Annotated in this window: 17 protein-coding genes and 1 tRNA gene; 13 read left to right on the top strand and 5 right to left on the bottom strand. The window is 49.0% G+C overall.

The genetic code is table 11. From position 1 onward, the window contains the following. Positions 1–78: 78 nt before the first annotated feature. Entirely contained in the window at positions 79–2,133 is a 2,055-nt protein-coding gene (locus tag MSMTP_RS14870) for an FmdE family protein (RefSeq protein WP_048181000.1), read from the bottom strand. Between the two features lie 413 nt (positions 2,134–2,546). After that, positions 2,547–3,470, bottom strand: coding sequence for a 2-phospho-L-lactate transferase (cofD, locus tag MSMTP_RS14875; RefSeq protein WP_048181003.1), 924 nt, complete (start codon positions 3,468–3,470; stop codon positions 2,547–2,549). Between the two features lie 206 nt (positions 3,471–3,676). On the opposite strand from cofD, the gene MSMTP_RS14880 reads away from it, so the two are divergent. The 5 genes from MSMTP_RS14880 to MSMTP_RS14900 all read left to right on the top strand — a co-directional run bounded on the left by MSMTP_RS14880 (position 3,677) and on the right by MSMTP_RS14900 (position 7,066). Then, complete coding sequence (locus tag MSMTP_RS14880) at positions 3,677–4,873, top strand: HD domain-containing protein (RefSeq protein ID WP_048181006.1); 1,197 nt, start codon at positions 3,677–3,679, stop codon at positions 4,871–4,873. 303 nt (positions 4,874–5,176) lie between these two features. Further along, a complete protein-coding gene (locus tag MSMTP_RS14885) occupies positions 5,177–5,557 on the top strand; it encodes a hypothetical protein (protein ID WP_048181008.1) in 381 nt (126 codons plus the stop codon). After that, on the top strand, positions 5,557–6,108 hold the full coding sequence (locus tag MSMTP_RS14890; RefSeq protein WP_048181010.1) for a UbiX family flavin prenyltransferase: 552 nt from the start codon (positions 5,557–5,559) through the stop codon (positions 6,106–6,108). The genes MSMTP_RS14885 and MSMTP_RS14890 overlap by 1 nt, the downstream gene beginning before the upstream one ends. 233 nt (positions 6,109–6,341) lie before the next feature. Continuing rightward, positions 6,342–6,416: transfer RNA gene (locus MSMTP_RS14895), tRNA-Pro, on the top strand. Between the two features lie 221 nt (positions 6,417–6,637). Beyond that, complete coding sequence (locus MSMTP_RS14900; RefSeq protein WP_048181012.1) at positions 6,638–7,066, top strand: hypothetical protein; 429 nt, start codon at positions 6,638–6,640, stop codon at positions 7,064–7,066. A 247-nt stretch (positions 7,067–7,313) separates the two neighbouring features. Here the strand turns inward: MSMTP_RS14900 and MSMTP_RS14905 are convergent, their stop codons facing one another. The 3 genes from MSMTP_RS14905 to MSMTP_RS14915 form a co-directional block, all read right to left on the bottom strand. Next, complete coding sequence (locus tag MSMTP_RS14905; protein ID WP_048181014.1) at positions 7,314–9,344, bottom strand: ATP-binding protein; 2,031 nt, start codon at positions 9,342–9,344, stop codon at positions 7,314–7,316. Then, positions 9,334–10,671 carry a DNA double-strand break repair nuclease NurA gene (locus tag MSMTP_RS14910; RefSeq protein ID WP_048181017.1) on the bottom strand — a complete coding sequence of 446 codons (1,338 nt, stop codon included), beginning with the start codon at positions 10,669–10,671 and terminating at the stop codon, positions 9,334–9,336. The genes MSMTP_RS14905 and MSMTP_RS14910 overlap by 11 nt, the downstream gene beginning before the upstream one ends. A 255-nt stretch (positions 10,672–10,926) precedes the next feature. Then, positions 10,927–11,478 carry a hypothetical protein gene (locus MSMTP_RS14915; protein WP_048181019.1) on the bottom strand — a complete coding sequence of 184 codons (552 nt, stop codon included), beginning with the start codon at positions 11,476–11,478 and terminating at the stop codon, positions 10,927–10,929. A 237-nt stretch (positions 11,479–11,715) separates the two neighbouring features. Here MSMTP_RS14915 and MSMTP_RS14920 point away from each other — a divergent pair, with 237 nt between their 5' ends. The 8 genes from MSMTP_RS14920 (at position 11,716) to MSMTP_RS14955 (ending at position 25,865) form a co-directional block, all read left to right on the top strand. Next, positions 11,716–12,696: a PHP domain-containing protein gene (locus MSMTP_RS14920; RefSeq protein ID WP_048181021.1), complete on the top strand. Its 981-nt coding sequence runs from the start codon at positions 11,716–11,718 to the stop codon at positions 12,694–12,696. Positions 12,697–13,024: 328 nt separating this feature from the next. Then, positions 13,025–13,579 (top strand): hypothetical protein, encoded by a 555-nt coding sequence (locus MSMTP_RS14925; protein WP_052718424.1) that lies wholly within the window; start codon positions 13,025–13,027, stop codon positions 13,577–13,579. Then, positions 13,548–15,410 carry an ABC transporter substrate-binding protein gene (locus tag MSMTP_RS14930; protein ID WP_231582811.1) on the top strand — a complete coding sequence of 621 codons (1,863 nt, stop codon included), beginning with the start codon at positions 13,548–13,550 and terminating at the stop codon, positions 15,408–15,410. The genes MSMTP_RS14925 and MSMTP_RS14930 overlap by 32 nt, the downstream gene beginning before the upstream one ends. Before the next feature lie 182 nt (positions 15,411–15,592). After that, the gene (locus MSMTP_RS14935; RefSeq protein WP_048181023.1) at positions 15,593–16,540 is read left to right on the top strand and encodes an ABC transporter permease; all 948 of its coding nucleotides are present in this window, start codon (positions 15,593–15,595) and stop codon (positions 16,538–16,540) included. Beyond that, positions 16,537–17,529: an ABC transporter permease gene (locus tag MSMTP_RS14940; protein ID WP_231582812.1), complete on the top strand. Its 993-nt coding sequence runs from the start codon at positions 16,537–16,539 to the stop codon at positions 17,527–17,529. The genes MSMTP_RS14935 and MSMTP_RS14940 overlap by 4 nt, the downstream gene beginning before the upstream one ends. Beyond that, positions 17,526–18,608, top strand: coding sequence for an ABC transporter ATP-binding protein (locus tag MSMTP_RS14945; RefSeq protein ID WP_082090652.1), 1,083 nt, complete (start codon positions 17,526–17,528; stop codon positions 18,606–18,608). The genes MSMTP_RS14940 and MSMTP_RS14945 overlap by 4 nt, the downstream gene beginning before the upstream one ends. Continuing rightward, entirely contained in the window at positions 18,599–19,288 is a 690-nt protein-coding gene (locus tag MSMTP_RS14950; RefSeq protein WP_231582813.1) for an ABC transporter ATP-binding protein, read from the top strand. Before MSMTP_RS14945 ends, MSMTP_RS14950 begins: the two co-directional genes overlap by 10 nt. Positions 19,289–19,883: 595 nt before the next feature. After that, positions 19,884–25,865: an SdrD B-like domain-containing protein gene (locus MSMTP_RS14955; protein ID WP_048181029.1), complete on the top strand. Its 5,982-nt coding sequence runs from the start codon at positions 19,884–19,886 to the stop codon at positions 25,863–25,865. Positions 25,866–26,244: the final 379 nt, after the last annotated feature.

The raw sequence follows: 26,244 nt of genomic DNA on the forward strand, positions 1-26,244 counted from the left end.
AGCTTTAAATCATCAGTTCCTGGCATATTACCCTGTTTTAGACGTATTAATCCAGCTCCCTATTTCAGAAACTCCATTTCAGGTGCTGGTGTTCCCTGTCGAGTTGAGCAGTCCAAGAACTTCATAGGGATTTGTATCTGCAAGTTCCATATCGGTAAGAGTATCCCCATCAATATCAATGACTGCGATTTCCGTAACAAGACCTTCCCAGTTATCCGGATCCATAAGCCAGACGTCTTTTAGATACTTCGAGACCCATATGGGATCACCATCTTTTGCCCTGCACTGCGCATTCGCAATATCAGAGTTATATCCAAGCACCACTGCCTTAAGAGTTCCGGCATTTCGATCCCTAACAACGAAAATTCCAGCAAGGGAGTCGTTAATTGCCTCAATTTCTTCATCACTCAATTCAGAGACCCAGATACCACTTTTTCCGGGAGTGGCATCCCAGCGCTTTAAGAAAACATCATCCTTACACCACTGAGGAGAGGAGAAAACAGTATAACTTACCCCTTCTTCAAGCGGGTAATTCTCTTCCATCCAGTTTGCAAGTACATAGCCGCTTGAAACTCCCGGACAGAAGTGATTGTGCAGTTCCAAGCACTGCATGAGTTCATAATCAAGATCTCCAGTGGCCCAAGCATTACAGATTGTAAGAATGGCAAATTCGCGCCCATCAAAAACTTTTGAGCTTACTTTTTCACTCCAGGCATCTATGGTCCTCTGGTTTTTGGAAAGGCCCTCAAAGTCTATATTTTCGATCACCTGATAGCTGATCTCATTCTCATCTCCGTATGAAACCTCGATATAAGCGCAGTTCCCGCTGGATTTGTCAAAGAAAGCAAACCAGAGAGGGGCGTTCCTTGCATTCTGGACTACAAGCAGGTTCTCCGTATACAGTAACTCCCTATCATAAAACTCCGAATAGAAGTAGTCCAGAAAAACATCAGAATCTGCAGGGGAACCAAGGTCCGTGATTATAAGAGTGTTTTCAGGCCCGAGAACTCCCAGCTTTGCTTCGGCAACGTCAAAGACCTGAGTCATCAGCTCCAAGTTACCAACTGAGGAATTGCCATTTCCTGTTGAGTTGAGCAGCCCGAGGACTACATAGGGATTGACACCCGCCATTTTCATTTCGTTCAGGGCCTCCTTATCAATGTCAATGACTGCAATTTCCGTAACAAGGCCTTCCTCATCCCAGTTTTCCCTGTCCATAAGCCAGAGGTCCATCAGATATTTTGAAATCCATGAAGGATCACCGTCTTTTGCCCCACACTGCGCACTCACAATATCGAAGTCAAATCCGAGTGCCACTGCCTTCAGAGTTCCGGCATTCTTATCCTTAACAACGAAAATTCCAGCAGGGGAGTTTCCAATTGCCTCTACTTCTTCATCTGTCAATTCAGAAACCCATATACCTCCCTTTCCAGGGGTGGCATCCCAGCGCTTTACAAAAACATCATCTTTACACCACTGAGGGCAGGAGAAAACAGTATAACTTACCCCTTCTTCAAGCGGATAGTTTTCTTCCATCCAGTTTGCAAGCACGTAACCGCTGGAAACTCCGGGACAGAAGTGATTGTGCAGTTCCAGGCACTGCATAAGTTCGTAATCAAGATTCCCTGTCGCCCAGGCGTTGGTGATGGTCACTATGGCAAATTCACGGCCCTTGAATACCTTTTCAGAGATCTTTCCATTCCACGCAGCTATGGAATCCTCATCAGCGGAAAGTTCCTCAAAGTTGATATTTTCGGTTACCTGATAGTTAATTTCTTCTGAATCTCCATAGGAAACTTCAATAAAAACACAGTTTCCACTACTCTTATCGAAGAAAGCAAACCAGAAAGGGCTGTTTCTGGAGTTCTGGACTACCAGAAGATTCTTCGTGTAAAGGAGCCCGTTTCCATAAAACTCTGAATAGAAATCATTCAGATAAGCATAAGATTCAGCAGGGGAACCAATGTCCGTTACAACAAGAATATTTTCTGCATCAAGCTCTCCGAGTTCTTCTTCGGCAGCATCAAAAACCTGAGCCATCAACCCGTCATCTCCTGCCGATGCAGGCAGGGCAAACAACAAGAAAACAAGTGCAGCAAGGCACATAAAATGCAGCATTTTCGTTTGTTTCATAATTACTCTCCAAATTTTCAAACGTCAAATCCACAGCATTAACTCTCACGATCCTGGAACCATAAAATGATATGAAACCAGGGACCACATATGAAATTAGAGCAAATTCGCAAATATGCACATTAAGAAATAACATAATATGCATATTTGTTACAAATGATTAGTAAAGTAATACATAAACATTACGAATTTATCCAGAAATATGTCACAGCGAAAAAATAAAAAATAGAAAATAGAGAAATGTGAATAAAAAGTACTAGAGCAAAACCCAGAGAAAAAAGGAGAAGGAAAAAGGAAAGGAGAGAAAAGAAAGGAGAGAAAAGAAAGGAGAGAAAAGAAAGGGAAAGGGAGAGGGAAAAAGGAAAAGGAAAAGGAAAAAGTGAAAAATAAGATATAAAGAACCTTTTCAGGCTTCAGCCCATTTCATCGAAGATTTCCAGCACAATCTCTGCAAGTTCCATGCTCTTTTCCCGCGAAGTCATAAGAGTATCCGCCCTGGAAGCCCGGCACCCGATCTTTTCGAAGGCATACTCGTCTGCGCTGTCCCTTTCATCGAAGATGAAGGCATCAAGGAAGTCCTGGTAGTATTCCGCAACTCCGACAGAGGAGATCTCAAGCCCGCAGGCTTGCATGAGTTTGCCTGCAGGTCCGCTTACCGGAGCGTTCCCAATTATAGGGCTGAGAGCAAGGACTTTTTTCTTTTTCAGGAGGTCTTTCATCCCGGGCAGAGAGATTATCGGGCCGATGCTCGTAATGGGATTGCTCGGGCCTATCAGGACCTTTTCATCGTTTTCAAAGGCTTCGAGCACTTTTTTCGGGATTGAGGCTTCGGAAACTCCCCGGATATCCACCCCAAGAACCTCGGGTTCCCCGTGCTTTCCTACCCAGAATTCCTGGAAATGCATTGTTCCTTCCGGGGTCTCGATGTAAGTGGAAACATGGTCATCCGACATTGGGAGGATTTTTGCCCCGATATTGAAAAGGGAGGTGAGCTTTTCGGTTGCCTCACTTAAGGTGGCCCCGTCCCTGAGCAGGTTTGAGCGGATAATATGGGTTGAACGGTCCCGGTCGCCGAGCTTCATCCCCTCATCTATCCCGAGTTCCTGCATGCGTTCGTGGGTCCGGAAAGTGTCGCTTTCGATTCCCCACCACTTTTTCCGGTCGATCTGGTCTGAGAAGAGGTAGAGCACTGTATCCAGATCAGGGGAAATGAGGTTTCCCGAGACCCAGAGGTCTTCGGCAGTGTTCACAACAACGGTCAGTTCATCGGGAGGGAGAAATTCCCTGAGCCCGTCAAGGAGTTTAGGAGTTCCGGTGCCGCCTGAAAATATAATCATGATAATTCCCTTATTCCTGTTACCATTTCTGGATTGGTTCAACTTTGGATTCAAAGCTTGATAAATCATGGAGTGAACTTTTGGATTTAATGATCTGCTTTCCGGGTTTCGCCTTCATTTTCGCCCGGGGCAAGAATCGATTGCAAAACCGATTGTACTAGAAATAATAGAAACGGCAATATATAATGACATCTGTCTAAAGAATGATGACGGTCGTCCTTGATCCCGTGCACGGTTATATCGAACTGGACGAGATTGTCCAGGAAATTCTGGCTACCCCCCAGATGCAGCGCCTCAGGAGAGTCAGACAGCTTGGCTATTCCAACCTCGTCTACCCCGGAGCAAACCACACCCGCTTCGAACACTCTCTCGGGGTTATGCACCTTGCCTCCATGCTCATGAAAAACGTCAACACCGTAGACGAGGAGAAGAAGAACGAACTGAGAGCAGCGTCCCTTCTGCACGATGTCGGGCACGGCCCCTTTTCCCATGTGACCGAGAACATCATCGACAAATACACCCGGCGCAGGCACGACGATGTGAGGGAAATCCTCGGGAAAGGAGAAATCAAAGATGTGCTGGACAAATACGGCCTCTCCTCCGGGAACCTCGCAAAACACATCAAAGGAGAGACCTCAATCGGGCAGATCCTGAGCAGCGAGATTGACGTGGACAGGATGGACTACCTGGTCCGGGACGCCCACTATACCGGGGTTGCCTTCGGGGTCGTGGACTACAACCGCCTGATCAACCAGATGCAGTTTTACGAAAACAGGCTTGTCGTGGCCCAGGGAGGGCTGAAAGCCGCAGAGTCCCTGCTGGTCTCCCGCTTCTGGATGAACACTTCCGTTTATTACCATCACGTGACCAGGATCTCGGAAGCCATGTGTTCTACAGCAGTTGAAGATATGATAGAAAACGGGGAACTGGATCCTGCCGGGCTCAGGCAGATGGACGACATTGACCTTGTAGCTGCCATGCGGAAATCCAGGGGACACGGGGGAGAACTTGCAAGAAGGCTGGATTCCCGCCAGCTCTACAAACGCGCACTCTACGCAGGCCTGGACGCGGTTGGAAAAAGCGTGCTCAAACACCGCGGCAAGACCTCCAGGGTGGAAAACGAGATTGCAGAACTAGCAGGCGTGGACCCGAAAGATATCCTGGTTGACATCCCTAAAATGCCGGAGATGCTGGAAATGCGGGCGCTGATAAAGACCGACAGCCGGATGGTCCCCCTGAACGAAGCATCTCATTTCATATCCATCCTGCAGCAAGCCCACATGGACAATTGGAGAATGGGAGTCTACACCCCGAAAGAGCACTGTGAAGCTGTTGGCAAAGCTGCAAGAGAAGTTTTTGACGTCAAAAAGACTATAAAACAGTTCAAACTGAGCGACCTCTAAGAAAGTCCTGAATATAAAACCGAACATGAAGCCGGAGATAAAACCATCCAGGATAAAAACAGGATAGGTCAGACTTTTTTGAAAGATTTATGCAACCAGGTTCTGGAAAGTCGGGTTCTCAGAGCCCTGAAAGTTCAAAACTCAGAAAGAGAAATAGAATAGAAATCTGAAAGCGAAAATCTGAAAGTTCAAAAATCTGAAAGTTAAGGACTCTTGAAAGCCGGGCCCTCAAAGACCCTGATAAACTTAATAACCTTTTGTGGTTAAGATTCCCTTAAAGAAAAAGATTGGAGGGGCAGATTTTTGATCCAGATTACAAGGAAAGTAGGCCGAGCCGAACTCATACTTGATGCGAAAAAACTGGGAAACGACTACCTGCTGACCCTGATGGGCGGAAAAGAGCATGCTGGGGCAGTTGCCGTAGGAGTTTTTGACGAAAAGAGCCAGAGAGCAAGCTCGTCCGTGATCAGCCTCCCCGGACACCGGGAAGAACAGATCGCCCTGCAGGGCGCCAGGCATGTGAGTAAGGCGACCCGGCAAACAACGGTGTTCATTGTCGGGATCCATCTGGACGACATTACCCCGGAAGAAATCAGGGATACGATATCGGTTTCGGACGAAATGGTAAAAAGCTTCATCACCTTCTACGAAAGATCAAACAACACAGTGGGGGAGAAGAAATAATGGAAATCACGGTAGGGATAAGCGGGGCTTCGGGAGTCCAGTACGGAATACGCCTGCTTGAAGTGCTGGCGGAAAAGGAAATAAAAACCCATCTGGTGCTGACAGAAGCCGCAAAGCAGATCATAGAAATCGAAACGGACTACTCTCCCGGAGAGGTAGAAAAACTGGCAAGCTGGAGCTATGCCCAGAAAGACTTTTCATCCCCGATTGCCAGCGGGTCTCACGTAACGGGGGGAATGGTCATCGCTCCCTGCAGTATGAAGACCCTGGGGGCAGTCGCAAACGGGATTTCGGACACTCTCCTGACCAGGGCTGCGGACGTCTGCCTGAAAGAGGAACGAAAACTCATCCTTATGACCAGGGAAACCCCGCTGAACCTAATCCATCTCGAAAACATGCTCAGAGCCAAAAGGGCAGGGGCAAGCATTCTCCCGGCCTGCCCTGGCTTTTATTCCAGGCCGAAAACCATCGAAGACCTTGTGGACATAATGACCGGAAGAGTCCTTGACCTGCTAGGAATAGAAAACGAAATCTACCGCCGCTGGGAATGATAGAAAACAGGAAAAAAGATGGTAAAAGAAGACAGGAAAGAGAGAAGGGAAAGGTAAACGGGAAAGGTAGAAGGGAAAGGTAAACGAGAAAGAAAAAAGAGAAGAAAATGGGAAAGATAGGGGAAGTAAAGGTACACATATGTCCTGAAGAGAACAAAAAAACGCAGGGAACAAACCCGTTTTCTAACGAAAGATATATAAAGGATAATATCCTTTGAGAGCAAGTACTCTGCGGGATAGTAGGGTAGCTTGGTCCATCCTCGAGCGTTTGGGACGCTTGGACTGCGGTTCAAATCCGCGCTATCCCATCAGATTTCTTATACTTTTTTAATAAAGCTGGAGCTCCAAAGGACGACATTATATATGAGCTGCATAATAAAAATAATTATATTTAACTGTTATCTTTATAAATGATGGATAATTTTAATACAGAAAACTTACTATCTTATTTTAGAGGAGTGGATTACACTCTTTCTCATTCATTGAGACCTTGTGCCATTTGGGCCTTTTTAACTAGGGGTAGAATACCATGGAAGAACAGATGAAAGCTTTAAAAGAAAAATTAGCCGACGACACCCTGAAATCTGCTGAACTCTTTGCCTTCATTGACAGGCTGAAAGCCAGCATGAGGGAAGGCACCCCGATTGTCAGGAATATCTCACACATAAACATCGAACTCCTCGAGACCTATTCTTTTGCCCTGCAGAAATATGAGATGACCACGGAGGACAAGGACAGCGAACTCAGGGCTGCGGACTGGAGAGAGAGAATCGATGACTTCAGCAAGCTCAAAGAGTTCGTGGACGAACTGCAGAAGAGTGAACTTATCATAAATGTCGCCTGGAATGTCGGAGGCATGGCGATTTACGACATCCCGAAGCCGAAGGCTTACAAAGATTTCGTCTACTGGAATATAAAGAACGTCCTGGATAACATAGACCTTTTCGACCAGGTTTGAAACAGATAAAAAGAAAGAGAAACTGAAAAGTCAAAAATAAATAGCTGCGTCGAAAAAAACGTTGAGAAAAGGACGCGAAAAAGGAAGACAAAGCACATGCCTGTTTTCATTCAGGCAATGTGCAAAACCTTCTACCAAAATTATATACCAAAGTTGATTTATCCGAAACTGCTTCATCCAAAACTGCTTTTTTACTGGTTCTTCGTCCTGCGGACAGTTTTTTCAGAATTTAACTGGTGTTTCACAATCACTGGTGTTTCACAACGCATTTTGAGAGTCCGATAATTTCCACGATATCGCTGTTGTCAGGGCTGTGCACCACCATCTGACCCTTCTTGAGGTAGGGGATCCTCCTCTCGTATTCTTTGGGGACTTTCAGGGAGCTGATGGCTGCATCATTGTTGAGGTTCAGGATCAGTTTCGTGTTGACCTGCTTGAAGACCGTGTCGTCGATGTCCTGGGGGTCCTGGGTGATCAGGAAAAGCCCGAGCCCTTCTTTTCTCCCCTGCCTGGCTGCGTCTGCGAAGCGGGAGATGATCAGCCGGGAATGTTCGCCTCCGGCGCGGGAGAGGTAACGGTGGGCTTCGTCCAGACAAAGGATGATGGGCGTGTTCTTGATGGCATCAGTCCCGGTTGTACCGAGCTTGTTGTCCACGATCAGGCTCATGATGGTGAGCACGATAAGGTCCCGGATCCGGGGGGTGCTGATGTATTCGGTCGGGAAGACGGAAATCTGTCCGGGCTTGAAGATCCGGTCAAGTATCTCGGTGATCGGGGTTGCTGCCTGGTCAAAAACTTTCGAGAAGAAGCGGCTCTTGACCCTCCGCACGATCCCATCATAAGAGGCCTCATGGAGTTTTCCGCTGTCTACATAATAGGACCTTGTACCTTCGTTGTCTATGTGGGAGATGAAGTTCAGGTAGGTGTGCGGCACACTTGATTTGAAGAAGTCACCCAGGAGCAGTTCCAGCCCGATGTACTGGAGTTCGGACATCCCGGTGGCGGCAATCAGCCAGGAGTTGTGCTCCACAAGGGAGAAAGGAATGGTAAACTCGTGCTGTTCGGCCCTGGACTTGTCTCCCGGATAGGTCTGCCCTTCCACCTTTGCAACGAAAGCTTTCGTGGAGGGGACCCGGCCATAAGCCACCTTTTCGGACTCAAACCTGAACCTGTCATCCTCGGTCAGGGTCGCGTTGTCCTCAAAAATCTGGGAGTATTCGTCCTGGGGGTCCATGATTACAAGGCAGGGGTTTTTCCTTGCCCTGTCGTCGGGAGAGTTCCGGAGCCTGTATCGGTTGCTTTCGGTCATGAACTGGCGCAGGATGTTTTTGGTGAGGAAGGTCTTTCCTGTCCCCGTGCTCCCACAGACGAGCATGTGCCGGAAGACCAGGGGATCGCCCATGGAGTAGTCGTTTCGCAGGTAGTAAGCAACGGTTTCGGGTTCGGAGTGGGTCTTTACAAGCTCTCCCCCGACGCTCAGGTGCCCGAGGAAGATGCCCTCTTCAGGAATATTGAGCCCGGTCTGAACTTCAAGCCGGTCCCTGACAGGCAGGATCGGGGTGTTCGGGCGGGGGATCCTGTCTGCCATCCTGCGGGAGAGAGGGGTGTCTTGCCCTTTCCGGTAAAGGATGCAGAGGGGGTCAAGGTAAGCCAGAAACTTGTAGTCATCCTCATTTACCGGGCTTGCCCTGCCTCCAAGCATGCGCCGGGAATGGAGTTCTGTTGCGTCGTCCACTGCAAACTCCTGCCGGTACTGAAGCTTTCCTACCCTGGCAAAGAGCTTTTCTCCACCCTCATACGGAACGACTACGTAAGCCCCAAGCCGGATTTCGTTTCTCCGTAAAGAGGAGATGTAGCCGGTAATCGTTGCCCCGGCGGGGGTAATTTCCAGAGGATCGATCCCGGCGGTCACGATCCCGAAAGCTTCGTCCGCAGAAGCGGCAGGAGTTGCAATGCCTTCATCGTAGCCCCCAAAGTCCTCGAAGGGCAGATCTGCTGGTTCGGGATCGGAACCGGGACCTGAGACCGGATCGGAACCTGAGCCGGAACTTGAGCCGGAACCAGAGCCCGTACCACCAGCCCCACCGTAGACGGAAGCCAGAGGGTCTTCGGGAAAAGTGTCCGGGCCTTTTCGATATGAACCGGTCGGGGAATTTTCGCTCCCGGTTTTGGGTTCCATTCCAGTGCTTTTCTCGGCCCCTTCGTCCTTATCGGGAGCCGGAGTTTTTTTCGTCTTGCCAGAGGCAAAAGCCAGGATGTCAGCGTCTTCAAACTTCACTTATATTACCCCATCGCAGGTCATTGTAATCGGTATCTGGATTCATGTTTTCAAAGAATTTATCGATCTCATTCCGCTCCACCTTCCGGATTTTTGCCACGTGGTCTGCTTTCGTGAGGGTCAGGGGAAAGCCGTGCAAAGAGAGGTCGAAGAGCACTTTTTTGGTAATCTGCATCCGCAGGAAATCGTCTTTTACAAGCCCGTAAGGGGCTTCCACTTTGAAGACCACGTCCTTTGAAGGGACGTAGAGCATGAAAAAGCATAAAGCGTAATCTTCCGGCGGGAATTTGTGCCGGAGCCCGTCCCGGAGCTTGTCGCCTGCCGCCAGGGGAGAAGTCCCGTTCAGCAGCTTCTCATAGAACCTGTTGGGCTGCTGGAACCAGTTTGTATAAGCGATGTAAGCATTTCCGGAACCGTTATTTGCATGTCCTGTTTTACCATTCCTGCAATTTTCGGTTCCCTGCCCGAACCCTCCATTAGCACCTTTTTCCAGGGAGAGGACGTTCCTGAAGAACTGGGTATCGAGCATCCAGGGCAGGTCAAAGCCCGCCCCTTTTTTCCGGACCGTGTCCATAATCTGCATGTCGAGGGGATTTTTCACGAACCCGATTACAGGGACCCTTTTTTCCAGGAAATGGTCCATGATATCAATGTAATTCTGGAGAGCCTTCCGGGCATCATCATTCCGGCGGAGCTGGACTTCCTCGTCCCCCAGCACCACCCAGTACATGAGCTGCTTCGGATAAATCGGCCCGTCCATGATGAAAAAGCCCGCAGGGTCCAGCCGGTCCTTCATATGAAGGATGTGCTCGGACTCCGCAAGGTACATGGCCAGGCTGTGCACCATATCCGAAGCTTTCTTCTTCAGCTCATCCGGTGCAATCCTGACCAGCTTTGCCCGCCCCATCCCTTCATCAAATTCTTCCCAGCCCTCGGTCGACTGCATTGCCACCTTCTGGGAAGAAGAATAAGCCGCACACACGATAGTCCTGTACCGCTGAACGTCCAGGTCCGTAGGCGTCGCCGCCAGCGCACAGTGACAAAAATCAACAAAAAGCCCGCTGTCATATGTCTTGGGGTTCGTACTCCCGCTGTCGCACGCATAAGTCACCGGATACGGGTCCTCGCACTGCGCCATCAGCGCCGTCCTGACCATCCCCCGGAAAAGCCGGTCAACCGCCCTCAGGATAACCTTCCCGTCTATCTTCAACTCCTCAAGCAGCTTATAAATATCATCCGCCGTCTTCGGCTCCTCATACTCAAACGACCGGTCAATCCGTTTTGCCAGCTCCGAGATCTTCCGCATATGCACGGGCTCAAGGGTCATGGATATAAGGTACTTTCAGGAGTGATATATATTTATTGAGTGGTGCCGGGAAAAGATTAATCTGATTCCGGAAAAAAATATCCAGAATTTTGGGAGTTTAGAAGATCAAAACCCTGAAACCTTAGAAGAACCTGCAACCGTAGAAGAAATAATGAAATAAAAGAAGCCTCAGCCAGCTTGCCTGGCGATCCTTTTCAAAAAAGAAAAGAAGGAATGAAAATAGAAATACAGAAAACAAAGTTCTGATCTGAAAAATTACTTCAAAACCCCGTTTTTCCAGAAAAATTTCTTCTCCGGATCGCGCTCAAACTTCTCAAACACACTGGGATAAAGCCCCGGATATTTCGCTTCCTCAAGCGGGATACAGAACATTGTTTCAGGCCTTTCAGCAGACCCTCCCAATCCAACAACAACAAAGAAAGGAAGTCCGGTTTCTCTGGAAAATGCCTGATAACGTTTTAACTGCTGGGGGTTGGACCACTGGAGTTTACCTTGGTATAAATCAGACCTGAATTTGCATTCGATACAAAAGGATTCGTCTTTCAGCATGTAACGCATTGTAAGGTCCGGCCGGGTATCTGACTCGACATAACGGTCATGTTTTCTTCCCATATCCGTTGTCCATTCCACAATAGAATAATATTTGTCATCAAAAAGGTCTACAACATACTTCTCGAAATGATTTCCTTTTTCTACGGCAACATCTTCTGGAATTTTCTCAATATAATCGTCTTTTGGACTAATCTCTTCAGAATCATCTTCCAGAATAACATCTACAATTTTTCCAAGTTTATTTAGCAATCCCACAAAAAAATCTCCCAATGTTTAAGAAGTATAAATTCAGACGTACTTTTAATATTTAACGACCTTTAGAGCTAACTTATAACTCAAAATTCAAACTCTGAATATTTCCCTACACTCAATAAAATACTTACCCCTGAAAAGAAGCCTATATATTAAGGTAGAAATGAAAATGTAATTAAATAATTCCAAAAAATCGGGATTCTATGCCTAGGGGGTAAGGCAAGGAATTACAGAGACAAGATGATTTCACCTGAGCGGGCAGCGGAGCTCAGGGCTGAGGGCTGGAAATGGGCGGACCTGCACGTGCACACGACCTGTTCCTTTGACGTGCTGCCGGCAGAGGACCTGAAGCCTGAGAACCTCTACCGAAAAGCCCTGGATATGGGGCTGGACTTCATCACTTTTACCGACCACGACACTGTGGGGGCGTACGATGCCCTGGGCTGGGAGCGGGAGAGGCTGGTCACGGGGGCTGAGATGACGGTGTACGACCCCGAAAAGGTAGGGCATACGGTACACGTGAACGTCTTTGACTTTGACAGGGAAGAGTTTATCGAACTCAGGGAGATTGCGGAAAGGGAACAGAATATGGAGAGCTTCCTGGGCTACCTGAGAAAGCACAAGCTGCCTTTCCTGTACAACCACCCTTTCTGGGCGGATTTCCACCAGGACCCGGATCCTGAAACGGTCATGGAGCTTGCAAAGCTCTTTCCCGTGCTTGAGTACAACATGCACGAGCTGAAGCCGAAAAACGAGCTTACGATAGCCCTTGCGGAAAAGTTCGGGAAAGGGGTTGCAGCTACCACGGACACCCATACCGGAAAGCTCGGGCAGGTGTACACCCTGGCAGAAGGAGAGAGTTTCAGGGAATTTTTCGGGAATATCGAAAAAGGAAGAAATTACATAGTCCCTGAAGACCTGACCAGGGAGGCTTTGATAGAAGAGATGAACGAATGGATAGACCTGATCTTCGAAAAAAGCCCTAGACAGGAAAGAAAATCCTTCCTTACCGGGATAAAATCCATAGACACCCTGGTAAAAGTCTCCACAAGCGGGATTTTAAACCACTCCCCCAAACTCAACCGGACAACCGTAAACCTCCTATACTTTATATCAAAAAGCGGGCTCCCGGCATTCTTATATTTGCACTCGGAAGAGTCCCTGGCAAAGAAGATGCAGGAAAGCATGAAGCAGGGTATTAAGCTGGGGAAACAGAGATAAGGAAGAACTTATTTGAAATCTTTTATTACGAATTCATTTGGAATAATTTTTGAGACTGGGTCTGGAAGTCTCATTTTGAAATCTTTTTTTGCATCCCTGAATGTAAAAATTAATTTTCATTCGATGTGACAATTTCCCTTATTTTCTCCCGGATTATTTACACCTTAAAAGTGCAAATGTCAACCATGAATCTGCTTTTGGACATATTTAACAAAAAAATCAAAAGGTTTATATCACGAAATTGTTAAAACTCAGACACATAAAAAGATGAACTTTTGTATTATTTTTGACTATTTGTTGTACATATAGTATTAACGGGTGTAATAAAATGGAGAAAAAAAGAATTTTAAGATCGGTAATAATTTTTTCATTTATAATTTCACTTACTGTACTTCTCACATTTCCTGCGCTTGCAGAGGAAAGCGGTATAACAAGAAGTTTTTCAACGGAAAATCCGGCGCCGAATGAGGAATTTGACGTTACCCTCACAATTTCCGGGCTCAGGGCTGCAGGAATCGTGGAAAGTATCCCCGAGGGTTTCACCTACGTTGAGACAGAGTATCCCGGAGACGGAAGGGTCGATGTGTCCGGGCAGGACCTCGTTTTTTCCGTGCTTGACGACGGGAAAATTGTCTACAGGGTAAAAGCCCCGGCCTCAGGAAGCGGGACTTTCGAAGGCAGGTGGAATGACATCCTGAATCAGGAAGAAGGTATGATCCGGGCTGCGGAAGTTTCCGTAGATCCCGATTCGAAAGTTGCGGAAGATCAGAAAGCAGAAGCCGAAAAAAGCCCTGCGGGAATTCTTCCGGTGATCGCCGGAGTTCTGGCTGCTGTTTTTGTTGTTGCGAGGAATGGGAGACGCGGAAAAAAGAGGGGGCAGTGAGATGAAAGACGAGATCAAACAACCTGTAAGACAGAGATTAAAAAAAGGATTGAAGCAGGGGTTGAGGCAAGAACCAAAACGGGGATTGAAACAGGGAATGATCTTCACCGTACTCATCCTCATGCTCGTTGCAAACGTGCTTCCCGCGGGAGCAGCAGGAACCGGGGATGCGGGAGAAAGCCTCTCGATATCAAAAGCTGAGCTTTCGGATGCCATCATCCTGTACATGAAAGTCCTGTACCTGGGAGAAGAAGAAGGAGAAGGAGAACTGCCTGAAGCGGAGTTTCTTGCCGGAGCAGCAGCCTCATACCTGGAGCAGGCTGCGGAATCCGATGGCTCGGTCCTGAAAATAGCGACCCCAAGCGTGATAAAATCCGCATCCTTCATAGGGGATTCCAGCCTTGGGGTTTTCGCCCACCTCTCAAACCCGCCCCTCATGAAAATGGATGCTGACGGGCACCTTGTAGGGCAGCTTGCAGAAAGCTATGAGGTTTCGGAAAATAACACAAAGTGGACCTTTTACATCCGGGACGACCTTTACTGGAGCGATGGGGAAAAGGTAACCCCTGAAGACGTGGAGTTTTCCATCCGCTATTACGGGAAAGAGACCCCCTGGGCAAGGTGGATCAACGATACTTTGGAAAGCTCTACGGTTTCGGATGCCGACAACTCCGTGACCCTCAAATTCAACAAGCCTTACACCCGAATCAACCTGGAATTTGCGACCTATAATATCCTGCCCGCCCATGTATGGGAATCAATAGAGAACCCCATGGAATACGTAAACGAAGGTCCCTATGTGGGCTGCGGGCCCTACTATCTCAAACTGATAGACCTCAATGCCGGAAAACTTGTTTTCGAGAAAAACCCGTACTGGAAAGGAAAAGCTCCGGCATTCGGAAACGTGGAGGTCCATTATTACTCGAATGTGGATGTCGCCACCCTGGCCCTTGAAAAAGGGGATGCAGATACATATTACAAGTACGCAGGGTCCTACCCCTACCCGAACATCGAACAGCTTGAAAAGACCGGGAATTTCGACTTCCTTGAAAAAACAAACATCGGACTTGTCTTCCTAGCCCCGAACCTGAAGAAAGCCCCCCTCTCGGACCTTGAATTCAGGGACGCGCTTTCCTACGCCATAAATTACGAGGAGCTCGTCAGGCTTGAGATCCTCGGGTACGGAGACGTCCCTAACCGCGGCTTTGTGCCCCCGTCCATGGAAGCTTTCAAGGAAACCGAAAAGCTTGAGTACAGCCCTGAAAAGGCGAGAGCGGCTCTGGAAAAAGCAGGATATGCAGACAGCAACGAAAACGGCATCCTTGAAGGCAAAGACGGGAAAGACATCGAACTTGAAATCCTGATAAGAACTGACTATACCCGCACAGGAGAACTGCTCAAGGAATACCTGGAAGAAGTGGGTCTTGCCGCTGAGCTGAGGACAGTCGATAAGGACACCTGGTTTGCCCTCAAGGACAGCTATGCCTATGACCTGACAGTCACCCGTTCAACCCCCTGGGGCATGCTGATGCACGCAAGCTGGGGAAGCGGCTACTTCGATTCCAGAAGGACAGGGCAGGGAGTCATGCACAACGTGGACGACCCCGAGTTCCTGGAACTCTGCGACGAGATCCTGGCAACAACGGACCCTGCCGAGCTTGAAACCTGTGCCCACGAGCTTCAGGACTACTATGCAGAAGAGCTGCCCGCAATTCCCCTCTACTGGAACAACGTGGTAACGCCGTTCAACCGGGAATTTGATGGCTGGTATGCCGACCCCCTCTATGGGACCTATAACCTGGAAAACTTCGTGAATGTACATGAGGTCTGAGGCAGAGCCTGACCCCATGTTTTTTATTTTGTCATATAGCTGCATCTTCTTTGACGCGTATAGGTATGAAGTCAGGTCTGAGGTCAAGTATGAAGAAGGTGCAACTTCCAGATGACAGTACCTTGAAAACGACAAAACAATTTGAAAAAGGCAAGGAGATTTGAAAACGGCAAGGTGATAAAATGCGTGAAGTGGCAAAAAAAGTGCTCAGATATGCGATCTCCTTTCTCCTCATAGTCACCCTCAACTTTGCGCTCCCCAGGCTCATGCCGGGGGACCCCGTAAAGAACCTTATAGGAGAGGACGTCTACGTTTCGGAGGCTGTAATGGAGGAACTGAGAGCCGAGATGGGGCTGGACAGGCCGCTTTACGAGCAGTTTACAGCTTACATCGGAGACCTCCTCCACTTTGACCTGGGTTATTCCTACCACCTTCACAGCCCCGTTGCCGAGATATTGAGGGATAGGATTGGCTGGACCCTCCTTTTTGTGGGGGTATCCGTGCTCCTGGGAGCAGCCCTGGGAACCCTGCTAGGGGCATACGCGGGCTGGAAACCCGAAACGAAGGCAAACCGCCTCTTATGCTGCGGATTTATTGCACTTTCCTGCACGCCACCCTACTTCCTTGCCCTGCTTTGCCTGGAGATCTTTGCCTTCAAACTCGGGCTTTTTCCTTTCAAGGGTTTTTATGACGTCCCGACCCTGGAAAGTGTTATGCACCACATGTTCTTGCCGGTAACCGTGATGACCCTCTTTTCCGCCTCCAGGAACTTCCTGATAATGCGGGGAAGCGTCATACAGGAAAAAGGGCAGCTTTATGCCCTCTACGCCCGGGCAAAGGGCCTCTATGACATATCCATTCTTTTCAGGCACGTCATAAAGAATGCTTCCCTTCCGATCATTACCTTGATTGCCCTTGATTTCGGGTTTCTCTTCAGCGGAGCCCTTTTTACCGAGATCGTTTTCTCCTTAAACGGCATGGGGACCCTTATCTATGATGCAATAATCGGAAAGGATTACCCGGTCCTCCAGGGATCGTTTCTGGTAATAGCTCTTGCAGTCCTGCTGGCAAACATGCTTGCGGACCTGCTGTATGCAGTTGCCGACCCTAGAGTCAGGAGGCCGGCATGATGCAGGACGAAGCGTACATAGGGGAAAGCCCCATTCAGGAAAGCAAAATCCAGGAAAACAAAATACGGGAAAGTGCCATCAAGAAAAATATCATCCTGGAAAGTGCCCGGCAATGGAAAGATTTTCTATCCCTTAATTTAAACCTTGATCTCCGGAAATATGAAAGAAACCTGAAAAGATTCAATAGAGGAGGACTTTTTCTCTTTACTTTTTTCCTCATCCTTGCCCTTTTTCCCGCCCTTTTTGCCCCTTACCCCCCGACCGAACGCTTCATTCCCTATGAAGCACCATCAACTGCCCACCTTCTGGGGACAAACGATATCGGAAATGACATACTCTCGGAACTGGTTCACGGGGCCAGAATCTCGATGATGGTGGGCTTTGCCTCGGCCTGCATCTCAACCTTAATAGGGCTCATGATAGGGCTTTTTTCAGGATATTTCAGGGGGACGCCGGACGAGCTGCTTATGGGCTTTACCGACGTTGTCCTGATAATCCCGAAAATCCCCCTGATAATAATCCTGGGAGCCTTCCTGCACCCGAGCATCTGGATCCTGATCCTCGTCCTGGGGCTGCTTTCCTGGGAGTCAATTGCCAGGGTTGTCCGCTCAAAAACCCTGCAGATAAGAGAATCAGGCTATGTCAAAAGTGCCCGATGCATGGGCTTTTCCTCATTTCACATCATGACCTCGGACATCTTCCCGAACCTCTTCCACGTCCTGCTCCCCAAGTTCATGCTGGCGACGGCTTCGGCAATGATTTCCGAAGCCTCACTCTCCTTCCTGGGACTCGGGGACATAAGCATGAAAAGCTGGGGAATCATGCTTTCCTTTGCCTTTTCCAGAGGTGGCTTTATCAGGGAAATGTGGTGGTGGTACCTGCCTCCGGGGATCTGCATAACACTCTGTGTAATGTCCATCGCACTGATAGGGTTCGGGTTCGAAGGAAGAGAGAAAGAAAAAGAAAAAAGAGGAGTGGATGCGGAATGAACACCCTGCTTGAAGTAAAAGACCTCAATGTTTCTTTCCAGGGAAATGAAACCAAGAACAAAAACGAGAATAAATCAGAGAATAAAAAAGAAAATAAAAACGGGAATAAAGAAGAAAATGAAAACGAAACCGTGACCGCAGTTTCCTGCCTTTCAATTTCTATCAGGGAAAAAGAAACCCTGGCCCTCGTAGGGGAGACTGGCTGTGGGAAATCTGTTGTCGCACATGCGATTATGCGTCTGCTACCCCCGGAATCCAGAGTTAAGGGGAGAATAGAATTCGGAAGCAAAAACCTCCTCGAACTGAGCGAAAAAGAGATGGCAAAGCTTAGGGGGAAAGAAATCTCCATTATTTTCCAGAACCCTTCTCTTGCTTTAAATCCCGTATATTCCATAGGGCACCAGCTTGCAGAACCCCTCCGAATTCATAAGCAGGAAATGGGATGGAAGGAAAAGGAAGAGAAAAAAGAAAAGGGGAAGAAGAGAGAAAAACGAGAGAAAAAACAGGATAATGCCAATCTCTCAAAAGTCGCAAGAGCCCTTAAACGAGTGGGTTTTTCAAATCCCCGTGAATACATGGGATACTACCCCTCCTGGTGTTCAGGCGGAATGAACCAGCGCTTTTTGATTGCGGCTTCAACCATGCTTGACCCGGTCCTCCTTATAGCAGACGAACCCAGCAAAGGGCTAGACAGGGGCTGCGTAGCCGAACTGGAAAACGAGCTGAAGGGACTGAAAGAAAAAAGTGAAACAGCCCTGCTTCTGATAAGCCACGACCTCGGTTTTGTGCGGCGGCTTGCAGACAGGGTCGCCGTAATGTATGCAGGAGAAATCGTCGAGATTGCTGACCCTTCAAGCCTTTTTGAAAGCCCGCTCCACCCCTATACCCGGGGGCTCCTGAACAGCCTGCCTGAAAGGGGATTTGTGCCCATACCCGGTTCGTCCCCGCCCCTCAGCAGCCCGCCTGCAGGCTGCAGGTTCCATCCGAGATGTCCTCTTAAGGAAAAACGCTGCATGCAGGAACGTCCCGAACTCAAGGAAAGCAACGGAAGGGCAGTGAGGTGTTTTTTGTGTCCCTGAAAGCCGAAAACCTCTCAAAGACATACGGGTCCGGTCTGCTGGGAGGGGGGAAATGCATTTTCCGGGACATATCTTTTGAACTTGAACCCGGGCAAACCTTCGGGCTTATGGGCCCCTCAGGGGAAGGAAAGAGCACGCTCGGAAGAATTATTGCAGGCCTTGAAAGTCCCACTGAGGGTACGATTCATTTCAAGGGGAGCCTGCTTTCCGGGATGAAAAAAGTCGAATACGCAACTTTCCGCCGCCGCGTCCAGATGATGTTCCAGGACCCTACAGATGCCTTTAACCCCAGGAAGCGGATTCAGCATTCGATTTTCGAAGTCCTGAAGCTGCTCGACACCCCGGGAACCGGGCGTATCCGGCGCACAAAAGAAATGCTAAAGACCATAGGCCTCCCCGAAGAAGTACTTTCCCGCTACCCGGCCCAGCTCTCAGGCGGCCAGCTCCAGCGCCTTGCCCTTGGTAGGATCCTCCTGCTCGAACCGGAATACATTGTACTTGACGAGCCGACCTCAGCCCTTGACGTCTCGGTCCAGGCCCAGATACTCCACCTGTTGAAAAAGGTTCAGGCTGAGCAGGGAATCGGCTACCTCCTTATCTCCCATGACGAAGCCGTTGTCAGCTTTATGTCGGAAAGAATGGGAATGCTTGAAAACGGGAAGCTGAAAGTTTTTAATTAACTGTTTTTTATTGACTTTTTTTGCGAATGTTTTTTGGGTGACTGCCTTTCAAACCCACCCCTTCGTATCAAGACCTATACTACACCCTGAATTTCCATGCACATAATTAATAGTAATTTATTTACATTTGTTTTTAAAAAATAAAATTCTGTTTATTATATTATTTTTCAGATGATCTAAACAAAAAAATTAAATAAATAATACAAATAATATAAATAATAGAGAATAAACGGTTTTGATATAATAAATATTATATACTTGCAAAACAAATTAATATTAGGATTGGGGGAGACGCCGAATACAGATAAAACTGTATGAAGCTCCGGGTTTAGTATATATCTCAGCAAAAATTACGATTACCTGAAGAATAAAAATCGGGTATTTTTACCAGATACTAATTATTAATTTAAAGAAGATAACCCGGAAACTCCCCCATATCTATGAGAACTAGTGGTAAAAAAATCGGAGGGGTTTAAGAAAAATGAACCGCACGAATAGCGTAAGCTATCGTCAAAAAAGGCCCAGAAAAATCAGGCCTCTAACATATTTGACACTCTTGATAACGCTCCTTCTCTGTATGCCATCAGCTGCAGGGTTGGGATTTACGGGCGATGTCCCGGCAGACTTTACCGGAACAGGCATATTCACTATTACTGATCCGGGAGGAATAGATGTAGGGGTTCCCACGGCAGCCCCTGCAGGGACAACAAGCGGAAATGATATGGAAGATCTCCGCCTGTTTTACGATCCTGCTACAGATACCCTTTACGTGGGGATGAACACCTACGTAATTGCAGGTGACGTCGACGGGGACGGTGACCCTGGGGCCACCAGTGCATGGTTGGCAGGTATCACAGGTAATGATAATCCTGACTTCGGAGGTACCGAGTCCTTTGCACTGATGCTTGATATCGACGAAGACGGAACATATGATGCAATAGCCGGTGTTTCCGGTCTGGCCGATACCTCCGGGTTCTCTGTCAACCAGCACGCTAACCTCTTCCTGACACCCCCGGCAGGCCAATTCGCTGCACCGCTACCTGCAAACACGGGAAGCCTCTTTGCAAGCCCATCTGCAGGAGCACCGGATATCGAGTTCACCGTCCTCAATATCTCCGCTCTGCCGGTGTCTTCAGGAAGCGATCCTGACCCGAGCAGTTTCAGTGTTAACTCTTTTATGGGTTCTTTTGAAGATGCGGGGATCGGTGAAGACTTCCTGCCAGGATTCCCAACATCGATTAAACTTGCCTCCATCAGCGACTTTGTGTGGGAAGACCTGAACGGAAACGGTCTCCAGGATGAAGGAGAACCGGGAATACCCGGAGTTACCGTTAACCTCTACGACTGTGCCGATAACTTCGTTACAACTACCACAACAGACGCCACTGGATACTACGGCTTCACAGCAGGTCCCGGGGATTACTATGTAGAATTCATTGCCCCCGAAGGCTACGAGTTCACAGATCAGGACGAAGGGACTGACGATGCACTCGACAATGACGCAGACCCCACAACAGGAAAGACCGTGTGCACAACCCTTGAGCCCGGTGAAAACGACCTTACCTGGGACGCAGGCCTTTACCGGCAGGCTTCCGTCGGAGACTTCGTATGGGATGACCTTGACGAAGACGGAATCCAGGATGACGGCGAACCGGGCATTGCAGGCGTGACCGTAAACCTCTACGAATGTGAAGGGACAACTCCTCTTGCCACCACGGCCACGGATGCAAACGGGATGTACCTTTTCACAGGGCTTACTCCCGGAGAATATTATGTAGAGTTTGCACTTCCTGCAGGATACGATTTCAGCCCGCAGGACCAGGGAGCTGATGACGCGCTTGACAGCGATGCGGACCCTGCAACAGGAGAGACCGCATGCACATTGCTCGAGTCGGGCGAAGCTGACCTCACACTGGATGCCGGGGTGTACCTGCTCAGGGCAAACATAGGGGACTTTGTCTGGAATGACCTGGACATGGACGGGATACAGGAAGAAAACGAACCCGGAATCCCGGGAGTAACCGTCAACCTCTACGAATGCGACGGGACGACTCCAATTGCCAGCACAAGCACGGATTCAAACGGTTACTATAACTTCGAAGTTGTGCCCGGGAACTACCATGTGGAGTTCATGCTTCCGGCAGGCTATGTCTTCAGCCCGCAGGACCAGGGTGCAGATGACACTCTGGACAGCGATGCTGATCCCGTAACGGGACAGGCAGCCTGCACAAACCTTGAACCTGGAGAAAACGATCCCACCTGGGACGCAGGAATATTCGAAGCAGCACCTGCAATCGACATCGAGAAAGCCACTAACGGAGAAGATGCCGATGAACCCACTGGCCCATACATCCCGGTTGGAAATGAAGTCGAGTGGACGTACCTTGTAACAAACACAGGGAACGTACCACTGGAGAACATTAACGTTGTTGATGACCAGGGAGTCACGGTAAACTGCCCGACTGACACACTTGCCCCGGGAGAATCAATGACATGTACCGCAACAGGGACTGCAACAGTAGGACAGTATGCAAACAACGGTACGGCAACCGGATACTATGATCAAACAGAAGTAACAGACACGGATCCAAGCCACTACTTTGGGGCAGCGCCTGCAATCGAAATTGAAAAATCCACTAACGGTGAAGATGCCGATGAACCCACAGGCCCATACATCCCGGTTGGCGAGCCTGTGACCTGGGAGTACGTCGTAACCAACACAGGGAACGTGCAGCTAACAGGTATTGTTGTGACCGACAGCCAGGGAGTTGAGGTCAGCTGTCCGACTGATACCCTTGCACCCGGAGAGTCCATGACCTGCACGGCAGAAGGGACTGCAACAGAAGGACAGTATGCAAACCTCGGAACCGTAACCGGGTACTATGAAGACATGCGGGTATCGGATAAGGATCCGAGCCATTACTTCGGGGCAGCACCTGCAATTGACATCGAAAAGCACACCAATGGCTTTGATGCCGATGAAGCACCGGGACCTGCAATAATGACCGGGGCTCCGGTTACGTGGGAATACATCGTAAGCAATACAGGAAACGTGGAACTGGCCAGCGTTGACGTCTATGACGACGTGCTCGGATACGTGGGTACAATAGCCGTCCTCCCGGTGGAAGCCACGGAAACAATTACCATGGACGGAATTGCAGCCCCGGGACAGTACGAAAACTTCGGGAATGCAACAGCTGTCTATGAAGATGTTACCGTAGAAGACACGGACCCGAGCCACTACTTCGGGGCAGCACCTGCAATTGACATAGAGAAAGCCACTAACGGGGACGATGCAGACACGCCAACAGGACCAGTACTCGCTGTTGGAGACACTGTTACCTGGGAATATGTAGTGACAAACACAGGGAATGTGCTTTTGACTGACATAGTTGTCACGGACGACAGGCTCGGAGAAATTTGTACGATAACCGAACTGATGCCTGGAGAAAATGAGACATGCACTGCTACAGGCACAGCTGAAGTCGGACAGTACGCAAACCTTGGTAACGCAACCGGTTACTATGAAAACATGCCGGTATCGGACGAAGACCCAAGCCACTACTATGTTGAGCCTGTCCCTGCAATAGACATCGAAAAGTCAACAAACGGTGACGATGCGGACACGCCCACAGGACCGGTACTCACAGTGGGAGACACCGTGACCTGGGAATATGTAGTGACAAACATGGGGAACGTGCCGCTGACTAACATCGTTGTTACGGACGACAGGCTCGGAGAGATATGCACGATACCCGAACTGATGCCTGGCGACAATCAAACATGCACAGCTACCGGAACGGCAGAAGCAGGCCAATACGCAAACCTTGGTAATGCAACAGGGTACTATGAAGACATGCCGGTGTCAGACGAAGACCCGAGCCATTACTTCGGGGCAACCCCCGCAATTGACATCGAGAAAGCCACTAACGGGGAGGACGCAGACGCAGCACCCGGACCCATGATCGTGGCAGGCGGAACTGTGGAATGGACCTATGTGGTGACCAACACAGGAAACGTGCCCCTGGCAAACGTTGCAGTTGTCGATGACCAGGGCGTCACAGTAAGCTGCCCGACTGACACACTTGCCCCGGGAGAATCAATGACCTGTAACGCCACAGGTACGGCAATCCCTGGACAGTATGAGAACCTGGGCACTACGACCGGAGAATACGGGCAAACAACCGTTTCTGACGCGGACCCGAGCCACTACTTCGGGGCAGAACCTGCAGTCGACATAGAGAAACATACCAACGGGAACGATGCTGACGAACCGACAGGACCCTTCGTGATGGTGGGAGCCCCGGTTACTTGGGAATACATTGTAAACAACACAGGAAACGTGGAACTGACAAACGTTGAAGTCTATGACGATGTGCTCGGATACGTGGGCACAATAGCCGTCCTCCCGGTGGGAGCCACGGAAACCCTAACCATGGACGGAAACGCAACCCCTGGACAGTACGAAAACTTCGGGAATGCAACAGCTGTCTATGAAGATGTCACCGTAGAAGACACAGACCCGAGCCACTACTTCGGGGCAGCACCTGCAATCGACATCGAGAAAGCAACCAACGGTGAAGATGCGGACACACCCACCGGACCAATACTTGCTGTTGGAGACACCGTGAACTGGGAATACGTAGTAACAAACACAGGGAATGTGCCTCTGATGGACATAGAGGTGCTTGATGACAAACTTGGATCCATCTGCATAATACCCGAACTGATGCCCGGAGACAGCCAGACATGCAATGCTACAGGCACGGCTGAAGTCGGACAGTACGCAAACATCGGGAATGCAACGGGAACCTACGACGGAACGACTGTCAGTGACGAAGACCCGAGCCATTACTATGTTGAGCCAATGCCTGCAATTGACATCGAAAAATCAACGAATGGTGAAGATGCGGACACGCCCACAGGACCGGTACTTGCAGTGGGAGACACTGTAACCTGGGAATATGTCGTAACAAACACAGGGAACGTGCCTCTGACTGAAATAGTTGTACAGGATGACCAGCTCGGAGAGATTTGCACGATACCCGAACTGATGCCGGGTGAAAGCCAGACATGCACTGCTACAGGCACGGCTGAAGTTGGGCAGTACGCAAACATCGGAAATGCAACGGGAGCCTACGACGGAACGACTGTCAGTGACGAGGACCCGAGCCACTACTATGTTGAGCCAATGCCTGTAATCGACATCGAAAAATCAACGAACGGTGAAGATGCAGACACTCCCACAGGACCGGTACTTGCAGTGGGAGACACCGTGACCTGGGAATATGTTGTAACAAACACAGGAAACGTGCCTCTGACTGAAATAGTTGTACAGGATGACCAGCTCGGAGAGATATGCACGATACCCGAACTGATGCCTGGAGAAAATGAGACATGCACTGCTACCGGCACGGCGGAAGTTGGACAATACGCAAACATAGGGAATGTAACGGGAACCTACGAAGGCATGAATGTCAGTGACGAGGACCCAAGCCACTACTATGTTGAGCCAATGCCTGCAATCGACATCGAAAAATCAACGAACGGTGAAGATGCGGACACTCCCACCGGACCGGTACTCGCAGTTGGAGACACCGTAAACTGGGAATATGTAGTGACAAATACAGGAAACGTGCAGCTGACAGGCATTGTTGTGACCGACAGCCAGGGAGTTGAGGTCAACTGTCCCACTGACACCCTTGCCCCCGGAGAATCCATGGCCTGTACAGCCAGCGGCGTCGCAGTTGCAGGACAGTACGAGAACCTCGGGACAGCCACAGGCAACTATGACGGCATGCAGGTATCGGATACTGACCCGAGCCACTACTTCGGGGCAGCCCCTGAAATTGACATCGAGAAAGCCACAAACGGATTTGACGCCGACGAGCCTACCGGGCTCGAAGTTTCGGTGGGAGATGCAGTAGAATGGACCTATAATATCACCAACACAGGGAACGTGAACCTGACAGCCATCAGCATAAGCGATGACATTCAGGGAGCCATAACTAACCCTGTCAGCAAGGGCAATGGGGACGACATTCTGGAACCGGGAGAGTACTGGGTCTTCAATGCGACAGGCGTTGCAGTGGCAGGCCAGTATGCAAACAACGGTACAGCCACCGGGTATTATGGAGAAATGCCAGTAACGGACATTGACCCGAGCCACTACTTCGGAACCGAAGGACCGGGAACCGGAACTCCCGGATACTGGAAGAACCATCCTGAGGCATGGCCTGTGGATGAAATCGAGATCGGAGGATTGACCTACACAAAAGAAGAAGCAATAGAGTACATGCAACTTCCCGACGGGGACAAAACCAATACCATGTTCAGGGCTCTTGTTTCGACCAAGCTGAACATCTTTGCGGGCAACACGCACTCCTGCATTGACGACGTCGTCGCTGCTGCAGATGAATGGATGGAAAAGTACGGTCCAGTGAGCAGCGGGGTGAAGGCAAAGGAAGACGCCTGGAAAGTAGAAGAAGGAGAGCCACTGGCAGAACAGGGTGAGTACCTGTACACGATACTGGACATGTACAACAACGGGGAACTCTGTGCACCCCACAGGGAATGAACAATGGGAGCGTAAAAAATAGGACAAGAGAAAAGAGAAAAGTAAAAACAAGTAAGAACAAGCAAAAAACATAAAATAAAGGACCGGGTGAGAAAATTCACCTGAGCCTTTATTCCTTTTTTTCAACAACGAAAAGTAAAAACATCAGGACTGAAAACCCCGGACCTTCAAGCTTCTTCTGATTAAAAACCACCCTCAAATAAACAAAAGTTGATTTCATCATCAGATCTATGAAAAAAATAAAAATAAAATATGTGGTGCAGAAATCCGTTTTTTATTATGGTGGTGGAGATTTACTCTGGCAAACAAATCAAAATCAACTTAATTTGTTTTACTGAGGGGTAGTATAATATATTTATATATAAATATTTTGGTATTT

This window comes from Methanosarcina sp. MTP4 (genome assembly GCF_000970045.1).
GTDB lineage: Archaea > Halobacteriota > Methanosarcinia > Methanosarcinales > Methanosarcinaceae > MTP4.

Bases quoted from the DNA above. Each gene is read 5' to 3' on its own strand.
- MSMTP_RS14870 (WP_048181000.1), bottom strand. From the start codon at position 2,133: ATGAAACAAACGAAAATGCTGCATTTTATGTGCCTTGCTGCACTTGTT.
- cofD (WP_048181003.1), bottom strand. From the start codon at position 3,470: ATGATTATATTTTCAGGCGGCACCGGAACTCCTAAACTCCTTGACGGG.
- MSMTP_RS14880 (WP_048181006.1), top strand. From the start codon at position 3,677: ATGACGGTCGTCCTTGATCCCGTGCACGGTTATATCGAACTGGACGAG.
- MSMTP_RS14890 (WP_048181010.1), top strand. From the start codon at position 5,557: ATGGAAATCACGGTAGGGATAAGCGGGGCTTCGGGAGTCCAGTACGGA.
- MSMTP_RS14900 (WP_048181012.1), top strand. From the start codon at position 6,638: ATGGAAGAACAGATGAAAGCTTTAAAAGAAAAATTAGCCGACGACACC.
- MSMTP_RS14910 (WP_048181017.1), bottom strand. From the start codon at position 10,671: ATGACCCTTGAGCCCGTGCATATGCGGAAGATCTCGGAGCTGGCAAAA.
- MSMTP_RS14920 (WP_048181021.1), top strand. From the start codon at position 11,716: ATGATTTCACCTGAGCGGGCAGCGGAGCTCAGGGCTGAGGGCTGGAAA.
- MSMTP_RS14925 (WP_052718424.1), top strand. From the start codon at position 13,025: ATGGAGAAAAAAAGAATTTTAAGATCGGTAATAATTTTTTCATTTATA.
- MSMTP_RS14930 (WP_231582811.1), top strand. From the start codon at position 13,548: ATGGGAGACGCGGAAAAAAGAGGGGGCAGTGAGATGAAAGACGAGATC.
- MSMTP_RS14935 (WP_048181023.1), top strand. From the start codon at position 15,593: ATGCGTGAAGTGGCAAAAAAAGTGCTCAGATATGCGATCTCCTTTCTC.
- MSMTP_RS14940 (WP_231582812.1), top strand. From the start codon at position 16,537: ATGATGCAGGACGAAGCGTACATAGGGGAAAGCCCCATTCAGGAAAGC.
- MSMTP_RS14945 (WP_082090652.1), top strand. From the start codon at position 17,526: ATGAACACCCTGCTTGAAGTAAAAGACCTCAATGTTTCTTTCCAGGGA.